General features: G+C 68.8%; 17 protein-coding genes. 9 read left to right on the forward strand and 8 right to left on the reverse strand.

Translation table 11 applies throughout. The features are described 5' to 3' along the window. Nucleotides 1–46 precede the first annotated feature (46 nt). From AC1PZ7_RS19140 to AC1PZ7_RS19150, 3 genes are all read left to right on the forward strand, one after another. A complete protein-coding gene (locus tag AC1PZ7_RS19140) occupies nucleotides 47–637 on the forward strand; it encodes a DUF1214 domain-containing protein (RefSeq protein WP_482356772.1) in 591 nt (196 codons plus the stop codon). Between the two features lie 49 nt (nucleotides 638–686). Then, nucleotides 687–1,232, forward strand: a complete 546-nt coding sequence (locus AC1PZ7_RS19145) for a DUF1254 domain-containing protein (RefSeq protein ID WP_482356773.1) — start codon at nucleotides 687–689, stop codon at nucleotides 1,230–1,232. A 331-nt stretch (nucleotides 1,233–1,563) separates the two neighbouring features. Then, nucleotides 1,564–2,988, forward strand: a complete 1,425-nt coding sequence (locus AC1PZ7_RS19150) for a DUF2336 domain-containing protein (RefSeq protein ID WP_482356774.1) — start codon at nucleotides 1,564–1,566, stop codon at nucleotides 2,986–2,988. On the opposite strand, the gene AC1PZ7_RS19155 is transcribed toward AC1PZ7_RS19150, so the two are convergent. Both AC1PZ7_RS19155 and AC1PZ7_RS19160 read right to left on the reverse strand, forming a co-directional pair. Further along, nucleotides 2,985–3,329, reverse strand: a complete 345-nt coding sequence (locus tag AC1PZ7_RS19155; protein WP_482356775.1) for a DUF1491 family protein — start codon at nucleotides 3,327–3,329, stop codon at nucleotides 2,985–2,987. The two genes, AC1PZ7_RS19150 and AC1PZ7_RS19155, sit on opposite strands and share 4 nt — an antisense overlap. Before the next feature lie 8 nt (nucleotides 3,330–3,337). Continuing rightward, nucleotides 3,338–3,988 carry a peptidoglycan-binding domain-containing protein gene (locus AC1PZ7_RS19160; RefSeq protein WP_482356776.1) on the reverse strand — a complete coding sequence of 217 codons (651 nt, stop codon included), beginning with the start codon at nucleotides 3,986–3,988 and terminating at the stop codon, nucleotides 3,338–3,340. Nucleotides 3,989–4,194: 206 nt separating this feature from the next. Here AC1PZ7_RS19160 and AC1PZ7_RS19165 point away from each other — a divergent pair, with 206 nt between their 5' ends. After that, nucleotides 4,195–4,695 carry a DUF5330 domain-containing protein gene (locus AC1PZ7_RS19165; RefSeq protein ID WP_482356777.1) on the forward strand — a complete coding sequence of 167 codons (501 nt, stop codon included), beginning with the start codon at nucleotides 4,195–4,197 and terminating at the stop codon, nucleotides 4,693–4,695. Between the two features lie 79 nt (nucleotides 4,696–4,774). Further along, complete coding sequence (locus AC1PZ7_RS19170) at nucleotides 4,775–5,209, forward strand: SufE family protein (protein ID WP_482356778.1); 435 nt, start codon at nucleotides 4,775–4,777, stop codon at nucleotides 5,207–5,209. Here the strand turns inward: AC1PZ7_RS19170 and AC1PZ7_RS19175 are convergent. Together AC1PZ7_RS19175 and AC1PZ7_RS19180 are read right to left on the reverse strand one after the other, a co-directional pair. Then, nucleotides 5,203–5,763, reverse strand: coding sequence for a DUF6456 domain-containing protein (locus AC1PZ7_RS19175; RefSeq protein ID WP_482356779.1), 561 nt, complete (start codon nucleotides 5,761–5,763; stop codon nucleotides 5,203–5,205). The two genes, AC1PZ7_RS19170 and AC1PZ7_RS19175, sit on opposite strands and share 7 nt — an antisense overlap. Continuing rightward, a complete protein-coding gene (locus tag AC1PZ7_RS19180) occupies nucleotides 5,756–6,109 on the reverse strand; it encodes a helix-turn-helix domain-containing protein (protein ID WP_482356780.1) in 354 nt (117 codons plus the stop codon). The genes AC1PZ7_RS19175 and AC1PZ7_RS19180 overlap by 8 nt, the downstream gene beginning before the upstream one ends. Nucleotides 6,110–6,304: 195 nt before the next feature. Here AC1PZ7_RS19180 and AC1PZ7_RS19185 point away from each other — a divergent pair, with 195 nt between their 5' ends. Continuing rightward, the gene (locus AC1PZ7_RS19185) at nucleotides 6,305–6,568 is read left to right on the forward strand and encodes a hypothetical protein (protein ID WP_482356781.1); all 264 of its coding nucleotides are present in this window, start codon (nucleotides 6,305–6,307) and stop codon (nucleotides 6,566–6,568) included. A 62-nt stretch (nucleotides 6,569–6,630) separates the two neighbouring features. Here the strand turns inward: AC1PZ7_RS19185 and AC1PZ7_RS19190 are convergent, their stop codons facing one another. After that, entirely contained in the window at nucleotides 6,631–7,053 is a 423-nt protein-coding gene (locus AC1PZ7_RS19190) for a Ros/MucR family transcriptional regulator (RefSeq protein ID WP_482356782.1), read from the reverse strand. Nucleotides 7,054–7,420: 367 nt separating this feature from the next. Here AC1PZ7_RS19190 and msrB point away from each other — a divergent pair, with 367 nt between their 5' ends. Together msrB and AC1PZ7_RS19200 are read left to right on the forward strand one after the other, a co-directional pair. Beyond that, nucleotides 7,421–7,858, forward strand: a complete 438-nt coding sequence (gene msrB / locus AC1PZ7_RS19195) for a peptide-methionine (R)-S-oxide reductase MsrB (protein WP_482356783.1) — start codon at nucleotides 7,421–7,423, stop codon at nucleotides 7,856–7,858. After that, nucleotides 7,855–9,954 carry a S9 family peptidase gene (locus tag AC1PZ7_RS19200; protein WP_482356784.1) on the forward strand — a complete coding sequence of 700 codons (2,100 nt, stop codon included), beginning with the start codon at nucleotides 7,855–7,857 and terminating at the stop codon, nucleotides 9,952–9,954. The genes msrB and AC1PZ7_RS19200 overlap by 4 nt, the downstream gene beginning before the upstream one ends. A 56-nt stretch (nucleotides 9,955–10,010) precedes the next feature. Here the strand turns inward: AC1PZ7_RS19200 and AC1PZ7_RS19205 are convergent, their stop codons facing one another. Continuing rightward, nucleotides 10,011–10,793, reverse strand: coding sequence for a hypothetical protein (locus tag AC1PZ7_RS19205; protein ID WP_482356785.1), 783 nt, complete (start codon nucleotides 10,791–10,793; stop codon nucleotides 10,011–10,013). A gap of 364 nt (nucleotides 10,794–11,157) precedes the next feature. Here AC1PZ7_RS19205 and AC1PZ7_RS19210 point away from each other — a divergent pair, with 364 nt between their 5' ends. Beyond that, nucleotides 11,158–11,754 (forward strand): superoxide dismutase, encoded by a 597-nt coding sequence (locus AC1PZ7_RS19210; RefSeq protein WP_482356786.1) that lies wholly within the window; start codon nucleotides 11,158–11,160, stop codon nucleotides 11,752–11,754. Nucleotides 11,755–11,828: 74 nt separating this feature from the next. Here AC1PZ7_RS19210 and AC1PZ7_RS19215 read toward each other — a convergent pair whose 3' ends face one another. Continuing rightward, the gene (locus AC1PZ7_RS19215) at nucleotides 11,829–12,206 is read right to left on the reverse strand and encodes a hypothetical protein (protein ID WP_482356787.1); all 378 of its coding nucleotides are present in this window, start codon (nucleotides 12,204–12,206) and stop codon (nucleotides 11,829–11,831) included. Nucleotides 12,207–12,291: 85 nt separating this feature from the next. Continuing rightward, nucleotides 12,292–13,278 carry a zinc transporter ZntB gene (locus AC1PZ7_RS19220; RefSeq protein WP_482356788.1) on the reverse strand — a complete coding sequence of 329 codons (987 nt, stop codon included), beginning with the start codon at nucleotides 13,276–13,278 and terminating at the stop codon, nucleotides 12,292–12,294. Nucleotides 13,279–13,283 lie beyond the last annotated feature (5 nt).

The raw sequence follows: 13,283 nt of genomic DNA on the forward strand, positions 1-13,283 counted from the left end.
ATGCGCCCATCCATGGGGCGCCCGTTCCACCGGATAGCTACCGCCCGTGCGCTCCCTGCTGCTCATCCTGATACTGGCCATCGGCGCCGCCTTCGGTCTGGGCCTCACCTGGTTCACCATGGTGAACGGCTACGGGCCGGGCCTGGTGCGCTCGGGACCGTGGGAGACATGGCCGAAGGCCGGTACGGAATCGGCGGACCCCTATGCCCGCGCCACACTGGCCCGCGCCGGCGCGTTGCCGCTCGAACTCGCGGACGGCATCGCTTTCACCGCCACGCAGGACGCCAATGGCCGCGCGCTCGACGGGCGCTGCGACATCCGCCTCTCCGGTAGCCTGCCGCAGGCGCGCTTCTGGACTCTGACCGCCACGGACGGACAGGGCCGCCTGATCGAGAACGCCGCCGACCGCTCCGGCTTCACCAGCGCCGAGGTGGTCTGGAACCGCAACGGCACGCTCGACGTGGTGCTCGGCCCGCGGGCCCGTCCGGGCAACTGGCTGCCGACCGGCGCCCGCGATCGCATCGAGCTGACGCTTCGGCTCTACGATACGCCGGTGGGCCTCGCCAACCGCACCAGCGACGCGCCGGAAATGCCAAGGCTGGTCATCGAACACTGCCCGTGGGAGCGCGGTTCATGAGCGCGCGCCAGCCCCTGCCGAAGCGCGGCCGCCGCCGGAGCGAACGCCGATGACCCGGCTGATCCTGACCATCATCGCCGGCCTCGTGCTCGGCCTCATCGTGCATCTGGCGGCGGTGCTCATGCTGCCCTATCTCGCCGAGCAGGACGCCTATGCGCGCCTGTCCGCCGTCGGCAGCCCCAATGCGGTGGCGCAGATCGACGACCCGTCCGCATTCGGCGCGGTGCTGCCGGCGACCGACCCGGCCTTCATCTCGGCGGTATGCCTCTACGATCTCAGCGATGGCCCGCTGAAAGTGCGCGTGCCGACCACCGAGGATTACACCTCGGTCTCGTTCTACACGCGCTACGGACTACCCTTCTACGCCATCAACGACCGCTCGGCCGGGCGTTCCATCATCGAGCTCGACCTGATGAACGCCAAGCAGCGCGCCGCCCTGCCCGAGGACGACGAGGTCACCGCCGCCGACCGGCTCATCGTCGAATCGCCGAGCAATGAGGGCATCGTCCTCATCCGCGCCATGGTGCGCGAACGCGGCGCCCGCGACGAGGTCCGCGCGCGCATGGATCTGGCGACCTGCGGCCCCGCCTCCTAGCGGCAGCCTATCGCGATTCGTGAACGGGCCCCTGCTCCGCTCCCACGGTCGGGGCAGGCGGATTCGGCCCGGACCGCACGCACTGGACGACGGGGAGGATGACCACCTCGCCGGCATTTTCTGTCGACGCACGGACGCTGCGGGTCTCCCCTTGCGTCCGGCGCATCGGAAACGGCAACACCGTGCCCATCACGCCCTCCGCTGTTCAGCTGACCGAACTGTCGCAGTACCGGTCATTTATGGTTAACGGCTTTCTAACGTTCGCGGCCTAGCTTGGTTTCGCGCCTCCACCCGGGGACGCAAGGTGCCATTCGCGAGCAGCCCGCCGTCCATGCCTTCAACCTCCGGCTCCGGCCCCTCCGATCCAATCGATCCGGTGCGTCGCTCCCATGAGGACACGCGCCCGGACATGCTCCGGCTGCTGGTGCACGAGTTCCTGAAGCAACCGATCCGCACCGAGGCCGCCGAGGCGCGCTTCGTCACCCTCGCCATCCGCCTGATCGAGGCGGTGGAGGTGCCGGTCGCGGCCAAGCATGTGCGCGAGCTGGCGCCGCATCCCGCCGTGCCGCGCGCGCTTGCGCTGTATCTGGCGACGGGCCCGCTCTCGCTCGCCGGGCCGATCCTGCGCCTGTCGCCGGTACTGGACGAAAACGACCTCACCCGCCTCGCCGAACGGGCCGAGCCCTCCCATCTCGCCGCCATGGCGGCGCGCCGCGACGTCTCGCCAGCACTCGCCAAGCGCATTGCCGCGCTGGTGCACCGGGGCAGCGAGCAGGTGGCGCAGCCGCCGGTTTCCGGCTCCGACATTCCGCCTGCCGACATCCCGCCTTCCGAGACGCCGCGCGCCAACGTCGCAGGCGGCGAGGCCCCCGCCCCGATACCGGTCGAGATCGCCGCCCGAGCGCAGGAGGAACAGGCGGGCGCGACGCCCGCCTCCGCCCTCGGCGAGACCCTTGCGGAAGGGGTGGAGATCGAGTTGGCCGACATCGTCGCGGTGGTGGTCGGGACGGCAGCCGCCGAAGCCGCGCCCGCCTCGCTTGCGGCCGGGAATGCGCCCGCTGAACTGGAGGCCCCCGCCGCGCCTCCCGCCCCCCTGCCTTCCGCTCAGGCGCCTGCCCCGGTCCCGCCGCCGCATACCGAACCGACCTCCGAGGACGCCCCCTCGCCAGCCCTTGCGGCGGCGCCGGATACGGAACCGGCTCCCGCCGACACTCCACTTCTGTCGCCGCTCGATTTCTTCACCGCCGGCCCGGAGGAACGCACCCTGCTCGTCGCGCGGCTCGTCACCCTGCCGCCGCTGCCACTGGCCGAGCGCCCGGCGGCGCCCCCGCCGGGCTTCATCGACGCGCTGCTCGACGCCGCCAAGGCCACCGGCACCGACGAGCTGGCGACGCTTCTCGAACGCACGCTCGGCGCGACGCCGGAGAACACGGCCCGCATCGTGGCGGACGCGACCGGGCAGTCGCTCGCCGTCGCCGCCCGAGCCCTCGGCCTGTCCTTCGCCATCCTGTCGCGCGTGCTGTTCCGCCTCCATCCGGTCACCGGGCGTTCGGCCGGGGAAATGTCCCGCCTTGCGGAAATGTTCGATTCACTTCCCCTGCTCAGCGCGCAGCATCTGGTGGCGTCCTGGCGGGGCGGCCGGCGCATCGCCCGCGAACGGCCGGAGGACGCGCCCTCGATGCGCAGCTATGCCGGCCCCCATGCGAACGCGCAGGCCGTGCTGGAAGCCGCGGAAACCCGGCGGCGCAACAGCTAGGGCGTAGCGAGATCGAGGAAGCAGCGGCCCTCGCGATCCTCGATCTCGACGAACCACAGGTCCGGATCGAAGCGGATCTCGCGCACCATGCGCTGCTCGGCCTCGCTCTCCGGCGTACCCGGCGGCAGAATCGGCGCGAACAGCCGCACGCCCGGCGTGCGCTCAGCCTCGAGCGAGGGCAGCGCCGCCGCGTAGAGCGTGCAGGTGCCGTCGAACGTCGTCGCCTTGACGAAGATCGCGCCCGCCTCCTCGGCGCCGCGCCGGCGCACGGCGGCGAAGGCCCCGGCGCCGTTGGCCCGGCGGACCAGCGCGGCAACCCAGATGGCGCTCTTCAGCCGCATCGCCCGGCCTATTGGATGGAAAGGCCCGAGACGGCGTTCAGCTCGCGGATCACGCGATCCGAAATCTGACCCGTCACGGGCAGCCGGCGATCCCGCTCGAAGCGTGTGATCGCCTCTTCCGTCGCGGCGCCGAGCCTGCCGTCGATACGGATGGGACCATAGCCGAGGCGAGCCAGCGCCTTCTGTATCTCGATGATGCGCGGCGACACCGGCACCTCGCCGGGCGGAACCAGGCCCTGCGCCGGCGCACTCGGCGCGGATACGCTCGGCGTGACGACGGAAGCCGCTGCCGGAGCAGCGGGGCGCGGCGGCGGGGCGGGCTTGGAGGGCGGCAGCGGCGCCACCGGTGTGGCCATCAGCGACTCGGCCGGTGCCGCGCTGATCGCGGCTGGCGCGGAGGCGGACGGAGGTGTCTCGACCTGGCGGATATCGGCGGGTGCGGCGGCAGGCAGCGGCGCCGCCTGGCGCGACGAGGCACCCTGGCGAGCCTGCTGCAGCGCCAATGCATTGAACAGCACCGCCGCGCTCGCGGCGGCGGCGACGACCACCATGAACACGTCGGAGCGGCGCCGGCCGGCGCGGTAAGGCGGCCCCGCCACGCGCTCGCCGTCGAGGTCGATATCGTCAACCAGAAGGTCGCTTGCATAGGAACGGGGCATGGCAACCGAATCATGGCGCACATCGGCGCGGTCAGGCTCCACCTTGCCACGGGGGATTTAAGCGAACCCTAAAAAGCGGCGACGTGCTTAACACCGGCTTTCCGCGATCATCCGATTTTGCACGATTCCGACATCGGTTGAGCAACCCCCGACCGTTATTGTCCGGTAGCTGAAGGGTTCCATGGGCGAGGACCGCGAGAAGGATCATGTTCTTCCTGCTGCGTATCAGTTTCTGGCTGACAATCGTCTTCCTGCTGCTGCCGGCGGTGGCGAGCGGGCCGGCCCTGCACGGCACGCCGACGGGGGAAGATCCCAAGGTCAGCGCGATGGACGCGTTCTCCGCGGCAACCTCGGCAATGGCGGATGCGAGCGGCTTCTGCGCGCGCCAGCCGCAGGCCTGCGCCATCGGCGCCAGCCTGATCGACATGATCGGCGAGCGCGCAGAGGCCGGCGCCCGCTTCGCGCTCAGCTACATCACCGAGCAGATCGTCGAGGAGAAGCGCAAGGCTGCCTCGCGCGCGTCCGGCGCGCCGGCCGGCGATACGCTGACCACCCACGACCTGAGCCCCGCCTGGCAGGGTCCGCGGCTGCCGGCAGGCCTCGTGCCGCCCGCCGTCACCGGCTCCTCCGGCCCGGTACCGGCTGCGACCAGCCCTGCGGCGCCCGCCGGCACCTCGGTTCCCCTGCCCCCCAAGCGCCCGGCCTGACCGTTGCGAACGGGAGGTGAAGCGGCGGACATTGCGCTCGTCCGCCTGCGACCCCTATATGCGCGGCCAAGAGGCGCCGATGACATCAAAGATCGACAGCATCATCGAGGATTTCGAGCTCCTCGATAATTGGGACGACCGCTACCGCTACCTCATCGAGTTGGGGCGCGCCCTGCCGCCCTTTCCGGAGGAGCGACGCACCGAAGCGTCGAAGGTGCAGGGCTGCGCCAGCCAGGTCTGGCTGGTGAGCGAGACCATGGCCAGCGAGGATGGTCCGCGACTCGATTTTATCGGTGATTCGGATGCGCACATCGTGCGCGGCCTCGTCGCCATCCTGCTCGCACTCTATTCCGGCCGCTCCGCCAGCGACATCGTGGCGACGGACCCGGCCGCCGTGTTCGAGCGGATCGGCCTCAAGGACCATCTGACGCCGCAGCGCTCGAACGGCCTGCGCTCCATGGTGGAGCGCATCCGCGCCGATGCGCGCCGGGCGCTCGCCGACGCGGTTTACTGAGGCGCATTTCCCGGCTCGCTTCCCGGCTCATCCCCGGCCTTCCAGGCGCGGATGCGGGCGCGCGCCGGCCCCTGCGCCGCCTCGCTCAGCCCGTAATGCCGCGCCAGCCGGTCAAGCGCCAGCGACAGCACCACCTTGGCGGTGCGGGCCGGCCAGCGCCGCTCCCGCTCGACCTGCTCCAGGCCCTTGAGGAAGCAGCACACATCCATCAGCAGCCCGGAGAATTCGGGACCGGCCGCCTCGAGCGCCCGCGTCAGGCGCTGGCGCGCGGCGAGCGCGGCCTCGGAGGCGTTGAGACCCGGCGTCCTGCCGCGCTGGTCGGACCGCGTCACTGCGTCCCAATTGGCGGTGAGGCGCGGCGCCATGCCGGCGCGGGTGAAATCCGCCCGCAGCCGCTCGCCGGCGATGAGCTGCGTCGGCGCGATCAGGCCCCGGCCGTCGCGCGCCCGCCGCCGTGCCAGCCAGCCGAGCGGGCTCTCTTCCAGATCGACGGCGACGCAGCTTCGCACGCCGTCGATCTCCACCTCGATCCGATCGATCCGGCGCTCAGCCACGGTCACCTCCCTTGGCGACGGCACCGCGGGCATGCTCCTCCAGCGCCGCCACCCACCGATCCCAGCCGGCGACCTCACGCCGCTCCTCGATCGTGCGGCAGGCATGGGCGACGGTGGAACGATGGCGCCCGAAGCCTTGCGCGACGCACGTCATCGGCAGGCCGAGCCCAACATGGGCGAGATACATGGCAAGCGCGCGCGCCGAAGCGCAGCGACGGTCGAGCCGGCGCGGATGCATCAACCGGTCGACCGGCACGTCGGCGGCTTCAGCCACCAGCCGTGCCGCGACGAAACAGGAATCGCCGCCGGGCGGACGACACGGGGCTCTGTGGATGGTGCGGGGCATCGCGGACCTCCTTGAAAGGAATTTAAGCCTATCCTCGGGATATCCACAGCACAAGAACAAATACAGAACATTCGTGCGACGCGGGCGATACTCGCTCGCAACCACCAACCGTCTCGGAGTCACGCATCAATGGGAATTTAATCCGCACCCCTCGCGCCATCACCGATACTGCCGCCTCGATCAGCGAGGACGCATATGAGACGCCATCATCGAGGCCACGGCATCAGGGCGGTGAGGAGCGAGGAACCCGAGGAGGCCATCGCGGGCCGGGCGGCGGCGCTGCGGCCCTTCCTCGGGCAGTCGGTGGAGGAACGGCGCGCGACCCTGCGGCGCCTGTTGCGCCTCGAACGGCGCGCCGCCCGCTGCGGGGTCGGCTACGATGCGCTGCGCCATGCGGCGCTGCGCCGGCTGCTCACCGAGGCGGAAGCCCCTGCCCTCCCCCGTCGGGCTGTCCAATGAAAAAGGCCGCCACATCACGTGGCGGCCTTTTTCCGTTGATGTTTGCTTCCGGCGAAGGCGGATCAGGCGCGCGCGGAACGGCGGCGCTGCTGGCCGAGCCCCATTTCCTTGGCCAGCGCCGAACGCGCGGCCGCATAATTGGGCGCGACCATCGGATAGTCGGCCGGCAGGCCCCACTTCTCGCGATATTCCTCGGGCGTCAGGCTGTACTGCGTGCGCAGGTGCCGCTTCAGCGACTTGAACTTCTTTCCGTCCTCGAGGCAGACGATATAATCGGGCGTCACGGACTTCTTCACCGGCACGGCCGGCTTCAGCGGCTCGGCGACCGGCTCGGCCTCGCCCTTGCCGACACGCAGCAGCGCACCGTGCACATCGGCAATGAGGTAGGCGAGATCATTGGCCGAGATCGCGTTATTGCTCACATACGCCGAGACGATATCGGCGGCGAGTTCGATATAGCTGTCGGCGTCGTTGGTGTCGCTCATGGCCCGTTCTTCAAATGACATCGATAAACCCTGGCGCCGTGCGAGGGCGCCCTTCCACATCCGTCGATGTACGCTGAAATACGTCGTGCAAGATCGTATTCACTCTACATCCGGATACGATTTCACAAATAGACTTGATAACGACCGATAACAAGATTTTTCGAACAAACGTCAACGCATTTGCGCTGACGGCCTGCAGGCGGCGAGACTGTCGCATCTGTTCCGCAAGCTGAATTTCATCAAGGCCCTGATTTCTCCGCCAGAGGCCGTCCGCCATGCGATCGGCCAAGACTTCGTGATCGGCCACAACACTTGCCGGGGCCGGAATGGACGATTATCTCTGCGGAAAACCTCAAGGATTCCCCTCATGGACCAAGCATCCCGCCGCCCCAAAGTGGTGAAGACGGACGCGCAGTGGCGCGCCCAGCTCACGCCGGAGCAGTACCACGTCACGCGCGGCCATGGCACCGAATGCGCCTTCAGCGGCCCGCACCTGTCGCAGAAGGTGCCCGGCACCTATAGCTGCGTGTGCTGCGGCTCGCCGCTGTTCCGCTCCAACGCCAAGTTCGAGTCCGGCACCGGCTGGCCGAGCTTCTTCCAGCCGGTTGATTCCGAGGCGATCGCCGAGCATCACGACCATTCCTACGGTATGCATCGCGTGGAGGTGCGCTGCGCCACCTGCGACGCCCATCTCGGCCATGTCTTCCCTGATGGCCCACGCCCGACGGGCCTACGCTTCTGCATCAACGGCGTCGCCCTCAGCTTCGAGGCCGACGCATCCGCCGCGCAGGGTGCCGCCTCGTGAGTTCGGATGCCGCCGCGCCGGCAAGTGCCCATCCGCCGCTGGTCCACAGCTTCCATGGTCAGACGCTGGTCGATCCCCATGCCTGGCTTCGCGCCGAGAACTGGCGCGAGGTCATGCGCGACCCGTCGGTGCTCGACGCCGACATCCGCACCTGGCTGGAGGCCGAGAACGCGGCGGCGGAAGCCTGGCTCGCCCCGCATGCCGGGCTGCGCCGCACCCTCGTCGGCGAGATGCGGGCACGCATCAAGGAAGACGATTCGTCCGTCCCCGCGGCCGACGGTCCCTTCGCCTATTTCACCCGCTTCCGCGACGGCGGCCAGCACCCGTTGATCTGCCGGCGGCCGGCCGGCGCCGTCGCCGGAGAGACCATCCTGCTCGACGGCGACGCGCTGGCGGAAGGCAAGGCCTATTTCCAGTTCGGCGACGCCCGGCAGTCGCCGGACCACCGGCTCTACGCCTGGACTGCGGACGAGGCGGGGTCCGAGTACTATACGCTGCGCATCCGCGACCTCGCCACCGGCAGCGACCTCGCCGACCTCGTCACGGAGACGACCGGCGACGTGCTGTGGAGCGCCGACGGTGCCTATCTCTATTACGTCCGCCGCGATGCCGAGCACCGCCCGAGCTTCGTCTACCGCCATGCGCTCGGCACGGATCCGGCCGAGGACGTACTGATCTACGAGGAGCCGGACAAGGGCTTCTTCGTCTCGCTCGGCCGCACCCAGTCGGGTCGCTTCGGCCTGATCGCCTGCGGCGATCACGACACCAGCGAGGTCTGGCTGATCGACCTCGACGCGCCGCTCGCCGCTCCCATCCGGGTGGAACCCCGCGAGCCGGGCCTGCGTTACGGCGTCGAGCACCACCCCTCGCTGGACGGCGTCGAGAGCCTGATCATCGAGACCAATGCCGATGGCGCCGAGGACTTCAAGATCGTTGCCGCCCCGCTCGCCACGCCCGGCCGGGCCAACTGGCGCGATCTGGTGGCGCACAAACCGGGCCGGCTCCTCCTCTCGCAAAGCGCCTTCCGCTCGCACCTCGTGCGGCTCGAGCGCGAGGATGGCCTGCCGCGCATCGTCGTGCGCGCGCTGAAGGATGGCGGTGAGCACATCGTCGCCTTCCCCGAAGAAGCGTATTCGCTGGGTTTCGATCCCGGCTACGGCTTCGACAAGACCGAGATACGCTTCACTTATTCGTCGATGACCACGCCATCGGAAGTGTGGGACTACGATCTCATCAGCCGGACCCGCGTCCTGCGCAAGCGTCAGGAAGTGCCCTCCGGCCACGACCCGAAGCGCTACGTCACCCGCCGCGTGATGGCGCCGGCGCCGGACGGCGAGCTGATCCCGGTCTCGCTGCTATTCGCCAGGGAGACCCCGCTCGACGGCACCGCCCCCTGCCTGCTCTATGGCTATGGCGCCTATGGCATCTCGATCCCGGCCAGCTTCTCGACCTCGCGCCTGTCGCTGGTGGATCGCGGCTTCGTCTATGCCATCGCGCATATACGCGGCGGCACGGAGAAGGGCTGGCGCTGGTACCGCGAGGGCAAGCTGGCCAAGAAGACCAACAGCTTCACCGACTTCATCGCCGCCGGGGAGCATCTGGCGCGCGAGCGCATCGTCGCGCCGGACCACATCGTCGCCCATGGTGGCTCGGCCGGCGGCATGCTGATGGGCGCGGTCGCCAATATGCGCCCCGACCTGTTCGCCGGCATCGTCGCGGAAGTTCCCTTCGTCGACGTGCTCAACACCATGCTCGACGACACGCTGCCCCTCACCCCGCCGGAATGGCCGGAATGGGGCAATCCGATCAGCGATGCCGACGCCTTCGCCACGATCCGTTCCTACTCGCCCTACGACAATGTCGCGGGACAGGACTATCCGGCGATCTTCGCCCTCGCCGGCCTCACCGATCCGCGCGTCACCTATTGGGAACCCGCCAAATGGGTCGCGAGGTTGCGCGAGATGAAGACCGATCGCCGCCCGCTGCTGCTGCGCACCAACATGGAGGCGGGGCATGGCGGCGCCGCCGGCCGCTTCGACCGGCTGGAGGAAACGGCAATGGTCTATGCCTTCGCCCTCGCCATCGCCGGGCGCTGAAACGAGAAAGGGCGCCCTTGGGGCGCCCTTTGCATGTCTGGTCGGGAAATGACGGCCTAGCCGCGGTTCATCCCGCCGGCCACATGATCGCGCAGTTCCTGCAGCGAGGCGAAGCGCAGCGTGCCATCCGGCAGGTCCGCCTCGATCGATCCGTCCGAATAGAGCTTGTAGGTCATGCCACCGATGGTGCCGGATTTCAGCACGGTCACCTCCGGCTCGGCCGGAGCCGCTTCGGGCTCCTCGGCGAGCAGATCGGTCTCACGCAGGAAGGCGGGCGGCGCGCCCGGCTCGGGTGCGAAGCTCTCGCGCGGACGCGGCGGGCGCGCCGGTTCGAAGCTCTCCTCGGCGACGCCAGCGGGCGCCGGGCGCTCGGCCGAGGGTCCGCCCCGCAGGAACGGCGGCGGCTCGCGGTGCGCCACCGGCCGCGCGGCCTCGGGCGACGAAGAGCGGAACGGCGGCAGTGGTTCGGCTTCGGGCTGAGGGGGATAGTCGCGCTCGGCCTCATAGACGGGCTCGCTCGTCTCGGCCTGACGCTTGCGCCGGAACCAGGACGGCGCGGCGCGCTCGTCGCCGGCTGCAGCGTTGTCCTCCACCGCCGCATAGGCCGGAGCCTGCGGCGCCCTCGTCTCTTCCGGGAAAGCCGGCGCGACGGGCGCGAATTCCTCGGTCTCGATAGCAAGAGCAGTCGCGGCGACGCGTCCGACCGGCACATCGTCCTCGTCCGGCTCGAAATGGACCGCCCCGTCCAGCCGCTCGGCGATCTCCTGCAAGACCCTCAGAATGAAGCCGAGGGCGACCATCAGAAGTCCGCCGACAAAACCCGCACTACCGACCGTCATCAGGCTTGCGCCGGAAGTTGTCTCGGCGGAACCGAACCCAATTGCTCCGAGGACGATACCAAGCGCGGCAACCGCTACGCCGATTCCGATGACTATGGCACCCATATAGAAACTCCGTCGGACCGATTCGCCGCCGATCCTTCTTCTACGAGACTTTACGTCTAGTACAGCTTTAACGAAAGCGCCGTACGCCAAATGCCCCGGCGGCGCAAATCGGGGAAGAAATCGGCCGCGCGCGATGCTTTTGGTTGTCGCCCGTCGCGGAGCGCCCTATCTAGTCCTAGCCGATCTTTCGCGGTGCCCGCGCACCCGTGGAAGGCGCCGTAGCGGCGCGGCCGGATTTCACTCTGCGGAGACAGATTCCATGTCCTTCACGCTTCCCGAGCTTCCCTATTCCTACGACGCGCTCGCGCCCTTCATGTCGCGCGAGACGCTCGAATATCACCACGACAAGCACCACCTCGCCTATGTGAACAACGGCAACAACCTGCTGAAGGGCACCGAGTGGGAAGGCAAGTCGCTGGAGGAGATCGTCAAGGGCTCCTTCGGCAAGAATGCCGGGCTGTTCAACAATGCCGGCCAGCATTTCAACCACATCCATTTCTGGAAGTGGATGAAGCCGAATGGCGGCGGCGCCATTCCGGGCGAGCTTGAGAAGAAGATCGTCGAGGACCTCGGCTCGGTCGACAAGATGAAGGAAGACTTCATCCAGGCCGGCGTGACGCAGTTCGGCTCGGGCTGGAACTGGCTGGCGGTCAAGGACGGCAAGATCGTCGTCATGAAGACCGCCAATGGCGAGAGCCCGCTGGTCCACGGCGCGACCCCGATTCTCGGCTGCGACGTGTGGGAGCACTCCTACTACATCGACTACCGCAACCGCCGCCCGGACTACCTCAAGGCGTTCGTCGAGAACCTGGTGAACTGGGACTACGTCGCCGAACTCTATTCCAAGGCTGTCTGACCTGACGCCTGACGACAGAACGGGCGCCGTCGCTTGCCGATGGCGCCCTTTTTTGTGCGCGCCGCTCTCCCGCCCTACTGCCCGAACGGCACTTCCGTGCGCGGCCCGGCCGGGCGAGCCTTGGGCGGCCAGCCCTTCACGCAGTAGTCGTTCCAGAAATTGAGCTGCCAGGCGGAGCGCCACTGGTAGAGCCAGTTCTCGCATTCGCCCTTGCTACGGAAGCATCCCTCGGCCGTGCGTCCCTCGATGAAGTCGGTGTTCCACGGCGCTTCCCGGCGGCCGGTGAAATGGCCGTACCAGAGCTGCGCCGGCGGGATCGAGCCGGCCATCGCGCGGCAGTTTCCGCCCGGAAATGTGCCGGTGAACTCATAGGCCGCTGCCGGCCCGCTCGCCGCCAGCACGCCGAGGGTCGCCAGCATGGCGGCGCCTCCACCCACGATCCAGCGCGTCATGGCCCGTTCCTCCGCGGATGGCGCGACCGCCGCGTCTCCCTCGCTTGCGAATGTAGTCACTCGCCGCGCCGTTGGAAGGGAGTGCCTAGAGCCAGTGGATCTTGCGCAGCAGCGCCACCAGCCCGACGCCCAGAAGCGCCGCCACCACCGTGACCGCCCAGAAGCCGTTCGGGTCCTGCGAGCCCGGTATGCCCTCGACATTCATGCCCATGAGGCCGGTGATCAGCGTCAGCGGGGCGAAGATGACGGTCACGGCGGCGAGGATGAGCATGGAGCGGTTCATCTGCTCGGCGCGGCGTTCCACCATCTGATCGTAGATCACCGCCGCGCGGTCGCGCACGGAGTCCAGTTCCTCGGCGAAGCGCGTGACGCGGTCGGCCGCCTCGCGCAGCCGGTTGCGGTCGCGCGGGGAGAGCCATTCGGCATCTTCCAGCGAGAAATGGTTCAGCGCCTCGCGCTGCGGCGCGATATAGCGGCGCAGGATGATGGCGACGCGCCGGACCTCGGAGACCTTGGGGCTGAGATTGGAAAGCGTGGCGCGCAGCACCTGCTCTTCCAGCTCGTCCGCCTGCTCGGCCAGTGCGGTGATCACCGTGTCCATGCGGTCGACGAGACGCATCGACAGATCGGCGACGAACTCGCCCGGCGTGCGCGGTGCACGGCCGCGCTGGATCGCGTCCTCGAAGTCGCCCACCGCCGACAGCGAGCGCTTGCGTACCGAGACGATGCGGCGCGGCTCCACCCAGAAGCGGACGGAATGCATCTCGTCGGGGAGCGAATAGGGCATCAGGTTGATGCCGCGCAGGTTGAGGAACGCTCCATTGTCGAACAGCGCGCAGCGCGGGCGCGTCTCCGCCGCGATCAGCGACTCGACGATGGACGGGTCGATTCCGCTGTCGTCCGTCAGCCAGGTGCGACCGTGCCTGTGGTCGAGCTGCTGAAGGTTGATCCAGTCGAACCCGTTGCCCGTCGGCGGCCCGCGCAGGACATCCTCCCAGCCGATGCGCCGCGCGCCGCCGGCGCCGTCGAAGGACCAGGCGGAAACAAGACCTTCCCTGTCGTAGTCGGGCAAAGCTT

The sequence above is a fragment of the Ancylobacter sp. TW_SC_1 genome (genome assembly GCF_056836805.1).